General features: G+C 64.4%; 12 protein-coding genes. 4 read left to right on the forward strand and 8 right to left on the reverse strand.

Going from position 1 to position 16,401, the window contains the following annotated elements:
- Positions 1-25 precede the first annotated feature (25 nt).
- From O7A70_RS07285 to O7A70_RS07315, 7 genes are all read right to left on the reverse strand, one after another.
- Entirely contained in the window at positions 26-208 is a 183-nt protein-coding gene (locus O7A70_RS07285; protein WP_023770253.1) for a hypothetical protein, read from the reverse strand.
- Positions 209-339: 131 nt separating this feature from the next.
- Positions 340-648 (reverse strand): HigA family addiction module antitoxin, encoded by a 309-nt coding sequence (locus O7A70_RS07290; RefSeq protein WP_015316118.1) that lies wholly within the window; start codon positions 646-648, stop codon positions 340-342.
- Positions 649-674: 26 nt separating this feature from the next.
- Positions 675-953: a type II toxin-antitoxin system RelE/ParE family toxin gene (locus O7A70_RS07295; RefSeq protein WP_337139773.1), complete on the reverse strand. Its 279-nt coding sequence runs from the start codon at positions 951-953 to the stop codon at positions 675-677.
- 84 nt (positions 954-1,037) lie between these two features.
- Positions 1,038-2,564, reverse strand: a complete 1,527-nt coding sequence (locus O7A70_RS07300; protein WP_337139774.1) for an ABC-F family ATP-binding cassette domain-containing protein — start codon at positions 2,562-2,564, stop codon at positions 1,038-1,040.
- Positions 2,565-2,809: 245 nt separating this feature from the next.
- The gene (locus O7A70_RS07305) at positions 2,810-3,715 is read right to left on the reverse strand and encodes a DMT family transporter (protein WP_337139775.1); all 906 of its coding nucleotides are present in this window, start codon (positions 3,713-3,715) and stop codon (positions 2,810-2,812) included.
- A gap of 174 nt (positions 3,716-3,889) precedes the next feature.
- Positions 3,890-7,057, reverse strand: a complete 3,168-nt coding sequence (gene uvrB / locus O7A70_RS07310) for an excinuclease ABC subunit UvrB (RefSeq protein WP_337139776.1) — start codon at positions 7,055-7,057, stop codon at positions 3,890-3,892.
- A 128-nt stretch (positions 7,058-7,185) separates the two neighbouring features.
- Complete coding sequence (locus tag O7A70_RS07315) at positions 7,186-8,784, reverse strand: DUF2778 domain-containing protein (RefSeq protein ID WP_337139777.1); 1,599 nt, start codon at positions 8,782-8,784, stop codon at positions 7,186-7,188.
- Between the two features lie 527 nt (positions 8,785-9,311).
- Between O7A70_RS07315 and O7A70_RS07320 the strand changes: the two genes are divergently transcribed.
- Genes O7A70_RS07320 through O7A70_RS07330 form a run of 3 tightly spaced genes read left to right on the forward strand, consistent with a single transcriptional unit; the run spans position 9,312 to position 13,849 of the window.
- Positions 9,312-10,181, forward strand: coding sequence for a protein-L-isoaspartate O-methyltransferase family protein (locus tag O7A70_RS07320; protein ID WP_337139778.1), 870 nt, complete (start codon positions 9,312-9,314; stop codon positions 10,179-10,181).
- A gap of 51 nt (positions 10,182-10,232) precedes the next feature.
- On the forward strand, positions 10,233-12,917 hold the full coding sequence (locus tag O7A70_RS07325; protein WP_337139779.1) for a hypothetical protein: 2,685 nt from the start codon (positions 10,233-10,235) through the stop codon (positions 12,915-12,917).
- Complete coding sequence (locus O7A70_RS07330) at positions 12,917-13,849, forward strand: hypothetical protein (RefSeq protein ID WP_337139780.1); 933 nt, start codon at positions 12,917-12,919, stop codon at positions 13,847-13,849. The genes O7A70_RS07325 and O7A70_RS07330 overlap by 1 nt, the downstream gene beginning before the upstream one ends.
- Before the next feature lie 27 nt (positions 13,850-13,876).
- On the opposite strand, the gene O7A70_RS07335 is transcribed toward O7A70_RS07330, so the two are convergent.
- A complete protein-coding gene (locus tag O7A70_RS07335; RefSeq protein WP_337139781.1) occupies positions 13,877-15,133 on the reverse strand; it encodes a hypothetical protein in 1,257 nt (418 codons plus the stop codon).
- Positions 15,134-15,279: 146 nt separating this feature from the next.
- Here O7A70_RS07335 and O7A70_RS07340 point away from each other — a divergent pair, with 146 nt between their 5' ends.
- Positions 15,280-16,332, forward strand: coding sequence for a CapA family protein (locus tag O7A70_RS07340; RefSeq protein ID WP_337139782.1), 1,053 nt, complete (start codon positions 15,280-15,282; stop codon positions 16,330-16,332).
- The last annotated feature ends 69 nt before the right edge of the window (positions 16,333-16,401 follow it).

Below are 16,401 nucleotides of genomic sequence, written 5' to 3' on the forward strand. Positions count from 1 at the left end.
GTGGAGGCCGGCGTACAGGCCAAGGTCATATGACCTTGGCCGAGGACGTGGCCGCGCGACGGCTGTCGCGGGCATCGAAGATTTCCGGAAAACCGATATCCTTGCGCAGTTCGGCCGGCAGCGACAGCAGGATGCGTTCGCTGCGGTGACGGGCGCGCGCCGCGGCATACCGGGTTGCGATGCGGCCGATGGATGACAGGACGGACATGACGACTTCTCCCTGGGTTGGCGCCGGCATCATCGTGTCGGCATCCCAAGGACGAGGCAGCAACGGGCGATCCGACAGATTGCCCGGAGAATTTTTATGTCGGTCTTTCGTTCAGGCGCCGCCGAGGAGGCCTATGCAACCTTGAGCGTGGGGATAGCCGAAACATCGACCTCACGCTCGGCGTGCCAGGCATCGAAAGCCGCCTGCATCCGAAGCCAGATCGCCGCGCCGTCGCCGAACAGCTTCCCAAGGCGAGCGGCCACTGCCGGCGAAACCGGCTTCCTTTCGCGGATAATGTCATAGAGCTGCTGCCGGGAGATGCCGAGCAGATTTGCAATTTCCACCTTGGTCTTTCCAGTTGCCGGGATAATGTCCTCAAGCAGTGCTCCCGGGTGGGAGGGGCAACGCTCGATCGGACGCGTCGGCTCGTGCACGGTCATAAGTCGAACTCTCCAATCTGGCCGCCTCAGTGATATTGCTCGAAGTCGACGCGGGCGGCGTCATTGCCGTCGAATTCAAATGTAATGCACCACGGCCCGTTGACGTGGACCGTGTAGCGGATGGGATCGAAGCCTCTCAGCGGGTGGAAGTCGAAGCCGGGAAGATTCATCTCCTCCGGCTTTTCCGAAGCTTCCAGACGGTCAAGCCGAACAAGGATGCGCTTGTGCATCTTGGCGTCGATCTTGCCGGTTTTTCCGGTTTGAAAGAGGTCGGACAGCGCCTTGTTCCTGAAGGACTTGATCATGACGTATGTAAACAGGTCGCTTACACAAATCAAGAACCTGTAAGCAAATAATTTACAGGCGCGGTGCTGCCGATCTCCCGCCCGTCATACCGTCCCTTCAGCCACCTTGCGGAAGAAATTCTCCGGATCCTCGACCTCGGCCAGCTTTCGCTTCTCGATCAGCCAGAAGCGGTTGCCGACAGCACGGATGAAGGAACGGTCGTGCGAGGCGAGCAGGCAGCTTGCCTGGTGCTTCAGCAACTCCTCCTCCAGCGCTTCCTGGCCGTCTATGTCGAGATGGTTGGTCGGCTCGTCGAGCAGATAGAAGTTGGGATTGGCGAGTCTCAGCGCCAGCATCATCAGCCGTGCCTTCTGGCCGCCCGACAGCACACCGATCCTGCGCTCCTGCATCTCGATGACCACGCCGGCGCCGGCAAGCAGCGAGCGGGCACGCTGTTCGCCGACATCGTAACGGCGCGAGACCATCGCCAGCGGCGTGTCGTCGCCGCTGATTCCGGACAGCGCCTGGTCGCTGTAGCCGAGCACGGTCGACGGCGTGACCTTCACATTCCGCACCGTGTCCGGCTCGAGAATGGCGTTGCGGATCAAGGTGACGAAGCGCGACTTGCCGACGCCGTTGCGGCCGAGCAGCACGATGCGATCGCCCTGGCAGATGTGGCGCTTGCCGGTCCTGAACAGCAGTGTGCCGTCCGGTGTCTCGACCGCCGCGTCGTCGAGCGTGATCAGCACCTTGGCGTGCGTTCCGCGATTGGCGAGTTTGATCGCGCCCGCCGATTTCTCGCGATGCGCCGGATTGGCGGCCTCTTCGAGCTTTTCCGCGCGCTGGTTGAGCTGTTTGGTCTTGACGGTCAGCAGGTCGCTGCCGGAATTGATGCCGATGTTGTTGAGCTTGGCCGCCTGCCGGCGCAATTGCTGGGCCACCTTCATGTCGCGCTGGAACTTTCGCTCAGTCGAGGCGTCGACCTCGTCCACCGCATCCCTGGCCCGCGAATAGGGGAGAGAAAACACCGGCGACTGTTCCGGGCGCAGGAACAGCGTCCGGTTGGTGGTGGCGTCGAGGAAGGCTCGGTCATGGCTGGCGATGATGACCGGCACCTCGCGCGGCAGCGCGTTGAGCCAGGTTTCCAACTGGCTGATGCGGGCGAGGTCGAGATGGTTGGTAGGCTCGTCGAGCAGCAGCACGTCGGGATCGGTGACCCAGACGCGGGCGATCAGCGCCAGCCGCTGCCAGCCGCCGCTCAGCGCCTGCATCTCTCGCTCGCGCATTGGTTCGGGCACGTCGAGCGAATCGAGAACGATATCGACGCGCCACATCTCGCTGTCGGCCTGCTCCGGCGGCAAGGCATCCGCCACCACCTGATAAAAGGTGCGGCCAAGCAGGGCAGGGGCAACGGACTGTTCGACATGGCCGACACGCAGGCCGCGCGTGCGGGTGATGTCGCCCGTCGTCGGCTCCAGCTCGCCGGTCAGGCATTTCAGCAAGGTCGACTTGCCGCGGCCGTTGGCGGCCACGATGCCGAGCCGGTCGCCAGTGCCGATGCTGAGGTCGAGATTGGAGAAGAGCGGCGCACTCATGGTGACGCCGAGGGATTTGAGGCTGATCAGGGCCATTATCGATTTCTCTGGTCTGTCCGGAAAATCCGGCTCGATGCACTTTGACGGTGCGCATGCCGGCCATCAGACCAGGCGTTGCGGCACCACGAAGGGCAGACCAAAAAATCGAAGCGGGAAAAAACCCGGACCGTCCCTGGTCAGCCCTGCAAGCAAGCTCGCAGGGCGGACATCGGGCCACGCTGACGATGGTGATCGAAAAACACGTTAGCCCTCCTTTCAAGACGTTCGAGTATGGGGACCGGTTACACCAAAGGCGGGGCCGATGGCAAGGCTTCCGCCTGTATCCGGCGCGGGAAGGGGTCCAGCACCAGTATGCAGCCGCCGATGATTGCCGCCGCGCCGAAGCCCTGGATCATGGTCAGCGACTCGCCGAGCACAGTCGTTCCGGCCAGCACGGCGATCGTGGTCACGGCGAATTCGACGCTGATGGTCCTGGTCGCGCCGATGCTGGCCACCAGCCGGAAATAGACGACATAGGTCAATGCGCTCATCACGCAGGCCAGTATCGCCAGATAGAGGAAGTCGACAGGGCGCGGCATTGCCGGCACCGGCACGGCGAGCAGCAGCGGCAGCGTCATCAGGCCGCCAAACAGGAAGGCGGCGCTGGTGAGTTCCAGCGAGCCGGCCGACCGCAAATGGCGATTGGCGTAGTTGCTGCCGAACGCCGCCGAGAAGGAACTGAACAGCGAGGCGGCACAGCCGACCGCAAAGGAAGCGGTGATCGGAACCGCGGGGAAACCGACCAGGACGATGATGCCGGCAGCGCCGAGCAGCAGCCCGGCAAGGCCGCGAACAGCGATGCGCTCGAGCCCCCAGAGCTGGCCGATGATCATCGAGAACAGCGGGATCGCGGCAACCAGGATGGCCGCCATCGCCGTGCCGATGCGCGGCGTGGCATAGGACAGGCCGATCAACTGCGCCGCGACCGTCGTTGCGCCGACCATGGCGAAATGCCGCCAGCCGGCGCTGAAATCCAGCCGTCGCCGCGTGGCGGCTGCAAGCAGAAAGAGCGTGATGCCGGCGATCAGTGCGCGCAAGGTGACCGCGCCGACCCAGCCAAAGGCATGCACCACCTTGAGCAGCACCAGGAAGGACAGCCCCCAGGTGACAGCCAGGAAGACGTAGGCGGCGATGTCTCTGGGTTTCATGGGGAAGTTGCGTGCGCTCAGAGGCAGAATTGCAGCCGTGCGTATCGTTTCCGCCACTTGGCGGCAACCGCGAGCGCATAGTCCAGAGGCTGTTCCGACTTTGACAAGCAGGATGTTAAGATGCGGCGCCGGCGCGCTTTTCCTTCTCCCACAAGGGGAGAAGGGAAGAGCGCTCTACTTTCCCGGCCTGCCTGTCTTCCCCGGCCGGCGCTTTTCGCGGCGGGCGTCGCCTGGGTCCTCGTAGGAGCCGATGCCGGCGCGCTGACGGACGATTGGCTTATCGGTGTCGCCGCGATCCTTCGCGCCCCCCTCTGTCCTGCCGGACATCTCCCCCACGAGGGGGGAGATTGGCTGTGGCTTCGCCGGCACTTTTCCCTCTACCGGTTTCTCGGTACGGCGCACCGTCATTTCGTCGAGCGAGTTCTTCTTGAACAACGGTTTGGCGGCGTCGCCCGGGATGCCGAAGTCGGAGCCGTGCGCTTCTTCGGCCGACTGCTTCTTGAACAGCGAGCGCGACACCGCCCCTGACGGCGTCGGCATGTCGGTACCAGGCTCCATATCGTCGAGCGAGGGCTTGGCGAACAGCGGCTTCTTCACCGGCACGGCGCCGTCCGCGCCCATCTCGTCGAGATCGGGCTTGCGGAAGAGGTTGGGCCTGGCGGCCTTGGCCGCCTCTTCGGCGGCGCGTGCCTGGTCGAGCTTGCGGAACCGCTCCTGTTCCTCCAACGTCCGATGCTTGGCCACGCCCTTGTTGTGCTTGCCCTTTTCGCGGCCCGAGGCCGGGCTTTGGCCTTCCACCTCGCGCGCCAGCGGATCGTCGGAGATCGACAGTTCCATCTCGCGCAGCCGCTTGATCTCGTCGCGGATGCGGGCTGCCTTCTCGAAGTCGAGGTTAGCGGCGGCATCGCGCATCTGTTTGTCCAGCGCGTCGAGATGGGCCTTGAAATTGTTGCCCATCATGGCGCCGGCACCGTCGGTGAACTGCGAGATGTCGGCGCGGACGTGGTCCTTCTCGTAGACCGAATCCAGAATGTCGGAGATGCGCGACTTGACCGATTCCGGCGTAATGCCGTTGGCGGCGTTCCATTCCATCTGCTTTTCGCGGCGGCGATTGGTCTCGGCCATCGCCCGTTCCATCGAGCCGGTGACCTGGTCGGCGTAGAGGATGACCTTGCCGTCGACGTTGCGGGCGGCGCGGCCGATGGTCTGGATCAGCGAGGTTTCCGAACGCAAAAAACCTTCCTTGTCGGCATCGAGAATGGCGACGAAGCCGCATTCGGGAATGTCGAGGCCTTCGCGCAGCAGGTTGATGCCGACCAGCACGTCGAAGGCGCCAAGCCGCAAATCGCGCAGGATCTCGATGCGTTCCAGCGTGTCGATATCGGAGTGCATGTAGCGAACGCGCACGCCCTGCTCGTGCAGATACTCGGTCAGATCCTCGGCCATGCGCTTGGTCAGCACGGTGACCAGCGTGCGGTAGCCGGCGGCGGTCGTCTCGCGGATTTCGCCGACGACGTCGTCGACCTGGCTCTTGGCCGGGCGCACCTCGACCGGCGGATCGATCAGACCTGTCGGGCGGATGACCTGCTCGGCAAAGACGCCGCCGGCCTGTTCCATCTCCCAGCCGCCGGGCGTCGCCGAAACGGCAACCGAGAGCGGCCGCATGGCGTCCCATTCCTCGAAGCGAAGCGGCCGGTTGTCCATGCAGGAGGGCAGGCGGAAGCCATATTCGGCCAGCGTCGCCTTTCGCCTGAAGTCGCCGCGATACATGCCGCCGATCTGCGGCACGGTGACGTGGCTTTCGTCGATGAAGACCAGCGCGTTGTCGGGAATGTATTCGAACAAGGTCGGCGGCGGATCGCCGGGCTGGCGGCCGGTGAGGTAGCGCGAATAGTTTTCGATGCCGGCGCAGGAGCCGGTGGCTTCCAGCATTTCGAGGTCGAAGCGGCAGCGTTGTTCCAGCCGCTGTGCCTCCAGCAGCCGGCCGGCGCGCTCCAGCTCGACCAAGCGGTGCTTGAGCTCTTCCTTGATGGACTTGATCGCCTGGTTCAGCGTCGGGCGCGGCGTCACATAGTGTGAGTTGGCGTAGATCTTGACGCTCTTCAACTCGCCCGTCTTCTGGCCGGTCAGCGGGTCGAACTCGGTGATCGCCTCGATCTCGTCGCCGAACATCGAGATGCGCCAGGCGCGGTCTTCCAGGTGGGCCGGGAAGATTTCGATCGTGTCGCCACGCACGCGGAATGAGCCGCGCACGAAATTGATGTCCTGGCGCTTGTACTGCTGCGCGACGAGGTCGGCGAGCAGGGCGCGCTGGTCGAGCCGGTCGCCGATCTGCATCTGGAAGGTCATCGCCGTGTAGGTCTCGACCGAGCCGATACCGTAGATGCAGGACACCGAGGCGACGATGATGACGTCGTCGCGCTCGAGCAGCGAGCGCGTCGCCGAATGGCGCATACGGTCGATCTGCTCGTTGATAGAGGATTCCTTCTCGATGAAGGTGTCGGTGCGCGGAACATAGGCTTCCGGCTGGTAATAATCGTAATAGGAGACGAAATACTCCACCGCGTTGTCGGGGAAGAATTTCTTGAACTCGGAATAAAGCTGCGCCGCCAGCGTCTTGTTGGGCGCCAGGATCAAAGCGGGCCGCTGCGTCTCCTCGATCACCTTGGCCATGGTGAAGGTTTTTCCGGAGCCGGTGACGCCGAGCAGCACCTGGGTGCGGTCGTTATTGTCGACGCCCTCGACCAAATCCTTGATGGCGGTCGGCTGGTCGCCCGCCGGTTCGAAGTCCGACACCATCTTGATGGCGATGCCGCCTTCGGATTTCTCCGGCCGGGCAGGGCGGTGCGGTGTCCAAAGCACGCCGTCCTTGTGCAGCGGATTGCCGGATTCGATCAGCGCCGAGAGCGCGGCCACCGTGGCGGTGACGCCACTGGACGACATCGTCTCGGCTTCTTCCAGCGAGATGTCGAGGCCGGCGACCGGATTAAGGCCGGCTGCCGTGCGTTCGCGGGCCGACGCGGCGCCGCCCATCGAGGTGCCGCGCGCGGTGCGGCCCGGCGCGGCGGAGCGCTCGGGTATCTTCTTCGGCGACTTGGCGCCGCCGCCTTTGCCCGTGGCGCGTCCTTCCCGTTCAGCCTCCTGCTCGATCTGCTCGGCCCAATCCGCGATCGAACCCGTCAGCGGCGTGCCCGACAGGTCGGCCTGCGGCAGTTCGGCGAAGCCGCCCTTGTGCAGCGGCTCCGAGGCGTCGAGGAAATCGGTCAGCGGGCTGCGCCGCTTCGGCGCGGCGCGGTCCTCATTCGCCGTCGGCGGCGTTTTTTTATCGGGGGATTTGGCCATGTCCCGAATATGGGAGGTCTTGGCGAAAATGGAAAGAGCACGATGAAGGCAGGCGTGCCGCCGGCTGCGGCTCCTGACAGCAGGCTGTCAGGAGTGGGCAGGTATCGCGCGCTTTCTGCTCGCAGGGGTCAGGCGCCGCTTCCGTTTGACGCCACGCGCGTCGCCGATCCATTCAGGCGCGGCACCACGACGAGCCGGGTGACCTTGCCCTTCTTGAACGCGGCGAGGAAGCGCGCATAGTCCTTGAAGGCGACGCAACCGCTCGACTGGGCGTAGCGGCCCCGAAGCAGGTAGGTATGGGCCAGCAGGCCGTCGCGATTGTATTTGTTGCGGCCATCGACCGGTGTTAGGCGCAAGGCCTCCACACCGTGGAAACGCGATTCGCGCAGCGACAGATTGTAGGTGTTGGGCGGTGTCGGTCCGCGGTTCTTCTGGTCGGCATAGCGCGGCTGGTCCGCCATGGCGCCTTTGCCCGAATGCGCCTCGAGCCTCGAGCCGTCAGGCATGTAGACGGTGCCGGCGCTGATGTCGTAGACGGCGACGCCGTTGCCTGCGCCACTGCCGCCGCGGGGGCCGCCGAACAGGTTCTTGAACGCCTGGCCGAGGCCGCCGGCGGGAACGTCCGGCTTGGCATAGGCCAGCACGTCGCCACCATCGCGGGTGCGGCCTTGCCGGGCCGGCTGCCTGGCTTGCTGGACGGGCTTCGGCTGGGGCGCCGGCTTCTGCTCCAAAGTCTTGGGCTGTGGGGCCGGCTTGTCCTCTTCCACGACCCTGGGCTGCTGCGGCGCGTCATATTGCGGGCGGCGGGTCGGCAGCGGCACGTCATCGGTGAGCGCATCCGGCAGCGAGGCGGCGTCGCCGGGCTGTTGCTGCTGTGTCTCGACGGGTGCAACCGCGACATCGGGCGAGGATTCGGTCATCGGCAGCGGCGAGGCGAAGGCTTCGTCCTCGACAGGCATCGACTCGACCAGGGCAAGCGCCAGCTGCGCGTTGTCGGGCGTTTCCGATTGGGCAAAGCCCATCGGCGCCGCTGCGGTCTGCACGACCGAACCCGTATCGGCGCGGGCGAAACGTTCCGCCGCCGGAGCTGGCATGTCGTTGGACAGGCTGGCCATGACCTGTAGGGACGGCACGAGGGACGCCTCGGTGATCTGCGGGGCGGCGCTGGAAATCAGGGGACGGGTGCTGGCCGTGGCCGCCGGCTTTCCCGCGCCGGCGAAGGCAGCAGCGAGCTTTGTCGGCGACAGCGACGCTTCCATCAGTTCGAAGCGCTGCTGCGATTTCGACTTCGCCGGCGTTGGCTTGGCCTGCGCTACCAGGCGCCCGGATTTCTCCGCCTTGGAGGTTATCGCCGCCAACTTGAAGCAGCTGGCGCCGCACTGTACGGCGTGGTCGTGCAGCGCTTGAGCGCCGCCATGGGCATTGGCTGTCACGAAGGGCGCCGAAGAGCTGAGGAAACGCTGTTTCAACGGATCGGCGAGAGCGAGCATGCCCGGCATGGACAGCGTCTGCGGCAGGCTGGTCGACGCCGCCGAGAGCGAGGCGCCGACGGAGCTGAGGCCGGCCATGGTGCCGATCAGCCATAGGCCGACGGCAGCGCTGACGCCCGGCACCGCGACCCAGCGGACAACCCGTTCAGGGGTGAAGGATGAGGCACGTGGCACTTCGAAAGCGGTCTCGCCGCTCCAACGCCTGTCCCCGACAATTTTACGACTCAAGAACGCCATGCAACCAATCTTGCTCCAAGCGGCTCCCACGTCCGCGGCTGTGATAGCCGCGACGACCATTCTGTGAGTGATCCCAGGTGGTCCCCGACGCGTTTGCCGCGCCTGTCGTTAGTTGCCGATTGCTTCAAAATATGGACAAAGTTGGTTAACCAATCCCTCTCAAAACCAATGGAGAGACGTGGACTTTGTGCCGAAAAAAGGCTCGTCCACGACCATGCACGCGGTATTGCAGCCCTTCCAAGGCTGTTTTGCTGCCTGTTTTTGCCTGCTGAGTCAAGCAAAACAGCCTTCGCTAATCTTCGCAAAAGGTGGTTCGGGGCGATTCCCTCGGCAATGAGGCACGCCGACATGCGTCGGCCGCGCCGCTGCTACGCCACCGGCTGCCTGCAAATACTGTTGCCGTCCTGCCACAATTCTTCGGCCTGAAGGATCGCCTCCCGGCGGCCGATTGACTCGTTTTGGGAGGCAGTGCAATCCGTTCAAGTGCTTGGTTTTAGGTGGCAAAGGCCACTTTTGGAGGCTTTTCCATGAAGCGTCGAGACTTCTTGGCGCTGTCGGCGGGAGCTGCGGCGTTTTCCATTCTTCCGGCCGCCGTCAAGGCCGCCGTGCCGGTTGCCTATGACCGCAATGCGGAAGTGCCGTTCAAGGACAAGAAATCATTCATCGACTGGATGGTGGCCAATCGCGGCGAGGATCCGAAGTTGCTGGCGGAGCGGTTCGATCGCTTCCAGATCATGGTCTACAACAAGGACGTGCTGGACGACCGCAACAAGCGCGCCTTCCTGCTGACGCCGCGCGAGGAGTTCGTGCTGCCGCAGAATATGGGCCGCGCCTATGATCATGCCTTCCTCGACATCGGTTATGGCGTGACGATTTCAGGCCCGCATCTGGTCGGGCGCATGACGACGTCCATCGACGTGCAGTTCGGCGAAGCCGTGCTCGAGATCGGCACCGGCTCGGGCTACCAGTCGGCCTACCTCGCCAACCTCACCGACAAGGTGCACACGATCGAGATCATCAATCCTCTGGCGCAGCGCACCCGCCGCACCTATGATGGGCTGATCGAGCGCGGCTACAGCGAATACGGCTCGGTCACCAGCCGCAATGCCGATGGCTATTATGGCTGGGAGAGCGTCGGCCCGTTCGACAAGATCATCGTCACCTGTGGCATCGACCACATCCCACCGTCCCTCCTGCAGCAGCTCAAGCCCAATGGCGTCATGGTCATTCCGGTCGGTCCGCCGGGCGCCCAGCATGTGCTCAAGGTGATCAAGCAGCAGCTTGCCGACGGCACGTTCAACATCGTCCGCTCGGACATCTACAACGGCAAGGTGGTGCCCTTCGTGCCCTTCACCAAGCTGGAAGGCGACCAGATCGTCGGTACGCATAACGGCTGAGTTGCCGCGCGGCGGCACCGGCCTTGCTGAATTTCGCACCAAGGGGCCTGAATGGCAGCCGTCGTATCGATTTCTCGACCAGGCATCGCCCCGCTGGAGGCGCCACGGCTTGCGCACTATCTCGCGGTCGGGCTGATCGCCGGCGCCATCATCGCCCTGCAGATCGCCGTCATGCGGGTGTTCGCCGTGGGCAGCTGGTCGCATTTCGGCTCGCTGGTGGTCAGCCTCGCCATGCTTGGTTTCTCCTTGTCCAGCGTCGTCATCTTCGCCGGCAAGGACTGGTTCGATCGCCACTGGCAAGGCGCGGCGACAGTGGCCCTGCTGCTGATCGGCCCGCTCGCCGTCGGCGCCAATCTCGCCGCCCAGACAGTGCCGTTCAACGCCATCTTCCTGGTTTCCGATCCCCAGCAGAAATGGCGGCTGCTCGCCAATTTCCTGCTCTATCTCCTGCCGTTCCTGGCCGGCGCCTTCTTCCTCGGCATCGTCTTCCTGAAAAGCCGCACCGCCTTCGGCCGCGTCTATTTCGCCGACCTGACCGGCTCGGGGCTTGCCGGCCTCGTCGTACTGGCGTCGCTGTATCTGTTCGCGCCTGAAACCATCATCGTCGTGCCGCTGCTTTTGTGGGCCGCCGGCTCGCTCATGTGGTTCGCCGCGTTCGGCGCCTGGAAGAGTGTTGTCGCTGGTGCCGTGGTCGCGGCGCTGTCGATCGCCGGCTACCTCATGCTGCCTGGGCTGACAGGCATACCCGACATCGCCGTCTCGCAATATAAGGGCGTCGCCTATGCCCGCAACTTCCCCGACGGCAAGCGCATCTACCGCAGCGTCTCGCCGTTCGGCGATTTGCAGGTCTATGCCAGCTCCTACATGCATTTCGCGCCTGGCCTGAGCGACAACGCCGCTTTCGGCATGCCCGAGGTTCCGGCCAACACCTATGTCGGCATGTATCGCGACGGCGACGGGCCGGAAGGCATCATGCGCAACCTGGCGCCGGCCGAGCAGGTCTATTTCCGCTATCTGCCGATGCACTATCCCTATGTCGTCAAGCAGAAACCCAAGACACTCGTCGTGCAGTTCGGCGGCGGCATCTCCACGCAGGCGGCGCTCAATGCCGGTTCGACATCGGTGACCGTCGCCGAAAGCAACCCGATGACGTTGCGGGCGTTTCGCGATTCGGTGCTCAGGGACGTGACCGGCAATATTCTGGCCGAGCCGCGGATCAAGGTGATCGACTATGACGGGCGCCTGTTCCTCGCCAATACGGCGGAGCGCTACGATGTCATCGACCTCAGCCTCGCCGACAGCGTCGGCCTGTCCAATCCCGGCGGCTTCGCCATTTCGGAGAAATACGCCTACACGCGTGAGGCGATGCTGAGCTACATGCACGCGCTTGCCGATGGCGGTGTGCTGTCGATCACCTTGTGGAACAAGGAAGAGCCGCCGAAATCGGTGCTCAAGCTTTATTCGACCGTCGCCGAAGCGGCCAAGACCTTCGACCGCCAAGATGCCGCCAACGATATCTTCGCCGTGTCGAGCTATCTCTCCACCACGACGGTGCTGTTCAAGCGCGGCGGCTTCACCGAAACCGAAATCAAGACGCTGCGCGACTACACCAAATCGATGTCCTGGGAGGAGGTCTACTATCCAGGAATAGTTTATGACGGCTCAGGCGCGCAAAAGGTACTCGATGATTACCGCGCCTCGATCTTCGGCAGCGGACAGGACGCGACGCTGACCCAGCCCGCCGATGCGTCAGCGCCTGCAAATCCTGACTGCGACCCGACGGCGCCTGCCGATCCGACACTCGATGCTTGTGCGGATGCCGGTGCCGATGCCGGTCCGCAGGTGCTGCCTGCAACCGCGTTGCAGCGCATGACCTGGCACGCGCTTTTGACCGGCGGCTGGGAAAAGCTCGCCAACGATTATGTCTTCGACGCGCGTGCGCTGAGCAACGACCAACCCTATTTCGCTGCCTATGTGAAGGTCGCCGACCTGCCGCGCACGCTCGACCGGCTCGACCTGTTCCAGGACGACTGGGGCTATCTCCTGATCTGGGCGACGCTCGGCATTGCCTGCATCACGGCGGCATCGCTGGTGCTGTTGCCGGTCATCTTCGGCTGGCGCGTCGTGTTCTCGCGCTCGCGCGGCAAGCTCGGCACCATCCTTTATTTCGCCTGCCTCGGCCTCGGCTACATCATGGTCGAGGTCGGGCTGATCAGCCGCTTTACCGTGGCGCTGGCCAACCCGACCGTTTCGGCCTCGGTTCTGATCTCCTCGATGCTGGTGTTTTCCGGCCTCGGCAGCCTGTTCGCCGAGCGCATCTTCGACCGCGCCAGGACGCTGCTGCCGGTTGTGCTGCTGGCCATCTGTGCGCTGCTGCTGGTCTACGGGTTCTATCTGTCACCTGTGCTCGACCGGATCGGCGCCTATCCCTATGCCGTGCGGCTGCTGCTCTGCTTCCTGCTGGTGTCGCCGCCGGCCTTCCTGATGGGCATGCCGATGGCCACCGCGATGACCTGGCTGGCGCGGCTGGGCAAGGAGCATCTGTTCGTCTGGGCCTGGGGCATCAATGGCTGTTTCTCGGTCATCGGCTCGGCCGCCGTGCCGATCGTCGCCACCAGCTTCGGGCTCAGTGCCGTGCTGCAATGGGCAGCGATGGCCTATGTCGTTGCCATCCCGGCGTTCTTTGCCGTGCTCCTGCCATCGAAGGCGCCCGCTCTCAGGGTGGTGCCCGCCTGATGCCGGACCGGCGCGCCATCGTCGCCGGACTGCTGGCCACGGCGGCGTTTCCGGCGGCAAGCCAGGGCGCGCGCTTGCACAAGGCTGTCTCGACCATCGTGCCGTTCAAGGCGTCACCGTTTCCATACCGGGGCAAGCTGCCCGACGGCTCCGGGCCGTTTCTCGACGTCGATGCGAACGGCCGCCACGGCCACACCTCGCCGCGCGGGGGAATCTATTGGGATGACGAGACCTATCGTGACCGCTCGACACTGCTCGCGATTCCCAAAGGGTTCGATCCCGCCAGGCCTGCTGTCATCGTGGTGTTCTTCCACGGCAATGGCGCGACCTTGCAGCGCGACGTGGTCGGACGCCAGCGCGTCGTCGCGCAGGTCGAGGCTTCAGGCCTCAACGCCGTGCTGGTGGCGCCGCAATTTGCCCGCGACGCGCAGGATTCCAGCGCCGGCAATTTCTGGACACCAGGCTATTTTGCCGGGTTCATGGCCGAGGCGGCGCAAGGCCTGGCCAAGCTGGCCGGCGCCAAGGCGGCAAAATTCGAGGCCATGCCGGTGGTGATGGTCGCCTATAGCGGCGGCTACAATCCGGCCGCTTCCGTGCTCGGGAATGGTGACATCGGCGGACGCCTGCTCGGGGTCATCCTGCTCGACGCCGTGTTCGACGAGGCCGGCATCTTCGCCGACTGGGTCGCGCAACACAGGAAGAGTTTCTTCGTCAGCGCCTATGGCAAATCATCGGCCTCCGGCAATGCCGAGATAAGGCGGTTGCTGGCGGGCCAAGGGATAGATGCCAGTTCCGATCCACCGCGCCGCCTCGAAGCCGGCACTGTCGCCCTGCTTGCATCGGACGCCGCGCACGACACCTTCGTCACGCGGGCCTTTGGCGGCAATCCACTGCAATGGCTGCTGGCCCGGCTGCACGGGTTCGCGCGCTGAGGCACCTCCGTCACCTTAGGGCGCCGCTCAGTTGAACCACAGCGCGAACGTCAAGAACCCGCCGCCGCCGAACTGGCGCTGGATCTGGTCGAAATCCTCGCTGGTCAGGATCTTGCCGGTTTCGAGATAAGGGGCGATGCCGGGACCGGTGATCGACAGCACGAGGTCGAAGGGTTTTGGCTCGTCGAAGAAGCGCTTCATGTTGATACCCTTGCCGGTGATGCGGAAATGCGGCAGCAGCGCCCGGCCTTCCAGGAGGTCCTCGGCCATGGTCAAGGTGGCGAGCCAGGCCTGGACCTGCTCCTCGCCGACTTCGAGGCCGGTGAGCGGGTTTTCGCCCTTCTGCTGCGGGCCGGGCAGCCATTCGCGGTCATTGTCGGTCTCGGCCCGGATCGCCTTCCAGTCCTCGCGCGACAGCCGGATCATTTCGAGCAACTCCTGGCGCGCCGCCTTGCGACGCTCCGGCTCGATCACCGGCCAGTTGATCATGTGCACCATCGAGATGAAATCGGCGATGCGCCATTCCGAGGAGAAGATGCTCGAGCCCATCTCGCTTGGCGGCGGCACGAGGATGTCCTGCAACGGCAGCTTGGCGCGCGGAAACAGCATGTGGAACGAGCCGTCGAACGTGCCCCTGAAATCATGCGCCAGCCAGAAATCGGCCTGCGCCATCAGGAACTCGGCATAGCCCTGCAGCCAATAGCCGTCGGCGCGATCGAAGCGGAAAGTGAGCGCCGGTGCGGCGGCGTCCGGCGCCATGCCGCCGTGCGACAGCGCGGCCATGATCGCGGCCATGCTTTCATCCGGCGCGATCGTGCCGTCCTCGTTGAGGTCGATGCCGACATGGGTAAGGTCGATGACCATGCCGACATCGGCATCGGCCGGCACCGAACCCAGTGTCGCGGCGGATTTGCCCAGCCGGTCGCGGAACGCGACCAGTATGGCGCGGAACTCTTCGTAGGTCAGCGGCTCGGGTTTGGGATTGGGCGGCACGGGCAGCTGCATCAGCGGCAGCATGAAGGATTGCGGGCTCTCGAAACCATGGCGGTGCAGGCCGCTGGCCAGCAATTCCAGCGCGGTGAAGAACTCGCCGGCGCCGGCGGCGTAGGCGGACGCCGGATCTTTCGGTGCGGCAGCTTCCAGGGTAGACAGCGCGCCGTCGCGCGCGGCCACGGTTTTTGCCTCGAACAAAGCGGTTGCCGCTTCCGGCATGGCGGCCGATGCGGACGATAGTGGCACGAGCAGAATGAAAGCCGATCCCAGCAGGCTTGCTATTCGCGTCATTTTTCCCTCCCATTTGTCGCCAGCGACCATATACAGATTTACGATGTCGCGCCTGTCGGTGCCGACACGCTGTCCACATCGTTGATTGCCGACGGCTTCAACCAGCCCGCCGGACAGTCTAAACAAGGCAAACGATTGGGCATTGCGTGTCGAACTATCCGCTCTCCTATAAACTGTCCTGGCTGCCGCATTTCCTGAAACCGTCGCTTGCCGGTGACGCCAGCGGGTTTGCGCCGGCATCGGGGACGCTGATGGACCGGCCACCGAGACAGACGGTGCGGCTGGCCTTCATCGGCGACATCTCGGCGGTCGCCAACCGGAGCGCGCCCGACTGCGATCCGGCGATCAAGGCGCTGCTGGGCACGGCCGACCTGATCATCGGCAATTGTGAAAGTCCTGTTGTCGACAGCCCGAGCGCGGTCCTGGGAACCAAGCTCGGTACGCATCATGCGATGAGCGAACGCTTTCTGGCCGAGGCGCTGGCGGCGGTCGGGATCGAGCGCGAAAAACTGGTGCTGTCGCTGGCCAACAATCATGTGTTCGACCAGGGCGTCGCCGGTTTCGACGCGACGGTGGCGGCGCTGAAGCGGCTCGATATCCGCACCATCGGTCTGGCCGCCAATGGTCCGGTCGAACGCTTCGCGGCCGGGCCGCTCGCTCTCGGCTTCGCCGCTTTCACGCTCTGGCGCAACGCCGATGAGAGCTTGTTTGCCGGCCGCGTCTTGATGGAAGGCGATCCGGCGCGCTGGCCTGGTGAAGCGGGCGCAGGGGTCGATCTGCTTTGTGCCGTGCCGCATTGGGATTGGGAATTCCGCCATTTTCCGCGCGCCGGAACACGGGCGCTGGCGCGGCGGCTGGCCGGGCAGGGCGTTGGGCTGATCGCCGGCCATCACGCGCATGTCGTGCAGCCGGTGCAGCGGATCGGCGACGCGATCATCGCCTATGGGCTCGGCGATTTCCTCGGCACCGCTTTTGCCCGCCAGCCATGGCCGGGGCGGATCGGCGGGATTTTCGTCGTCGATGTGAGTGCTGATGCCGATACGCGCGGCAGGATCGCGGCCTATTGGCTGCATCCATTCATGCGGCGACGCGTGGGCGACCATGAGCGGCTGGTGTCGGTGGAGGAATTGGAGAGTTCGATAAGGGGAAAGGTCGAAGGGCGGCTGGGCGCAATCTTCCCTTCTCACACAAGGGGATAAGGGATCACCGCTCTATCTGGCTGGCGTCATTCCTGCAAAAGCAGCTATCATAACGGCGCAAAGCGGGCT

It is taken from the genome of Mesorhizobium sp. Cs1299R1N1, from assembly GCF_037179655.1.
Lineage (GTDB): Bacteria > Pseudomonadota > Alphaproteobacteria > Rhizobiales > Rhizobiaceae > Mesorhizobium > Mesorhizobium salmacidum.

What these genes read in the sequence shown, in the direction of transcription:
- O7A70_RS07325 (WP_337139779.1), top strand. Translation starts at nt 10,233, where the DNA reads ATGGCAGCCGTCGTATCGATTTCTCGACCAGGCATCGCCCCGCTGGAG.
- O7A70_RS07285 (WP_023770253.1), bottom strand. Translation starts at nt 208, where the DNA reads ATGTCCGTCCTGTCATCCATCGGCCGCATCGCAACCCGGTATGCCGCG.
- O7A70_RS07315 (WP_337139777.1), bottom strand. Translation starts at nt 8,784, where the DNA reads ATGGCGTTCTTGAGTCGTAAAATTGTCGGGGACAGGCGTTGGAGCGGC.
- O7A70_RS07330 (WP_337139780.1), top strand. Translation starts at nt 12,917, where the DNA reads ATGCCGGACCGGCGCGCCATCGTCGCCGGACTGCTGGCCACGGCGGCG.
- O7A70_RS07295 (WP_337139773.1), bottom strand. Translation starts at nt 953, where the DNA reads ATGATCAAGTCCTTCAGGAACAAGGCGCTGTCCGACCTCTTTCAAACC.
- O7A70_RS07335 (WP_337139781.1), bottom strand. Translation starts at nt 15,133, where the DNA reads ATGACGCGAATAGCAAGCCTGCTGGGATCGGCTTTCATTCTGCTCGTG.
- O7A70_RS07305 (WP_337139775.1), bottom strand. Translation starts at nt 3,715, where the DNA reads ATGAAACCCAGAGACATCGCCGCCTACGTCTTCCTGGCTGTCACCTGG.
- O7A70_RS07320 (WP_337139778.1), top strand. Translation starts at nt 9,312, where the DNA reads ATGAAGCGTCGAGACTTCTTGGCGCTGTCGGCGGGAGCTGCGGCGTTT.
- O7A70_RS07300 (WP_337139774.1), bottom strand. Translation starts at nt 2,564, where the DNA reads ATGGCCCTGATCAGCCTCAAATCCCTCGGCGTCACCATGAGTGCGCCG.
- uvrB (WP_337139776.1), bottom strand. Translation starts at nt 7,057, where the DNA reads ATGGCCAAATCCCCCGATAAAAAAACGCCGCCGACGGCGAATGAGGAC.
- O7A70_RS07290 (WP_015316118.1), bottom strand. Translation starts at nt 648, where the DNA reads ATGACCGTGCACGAGCCGACGCGTCCGATCGAGCGTTGCCCCTCCCAC.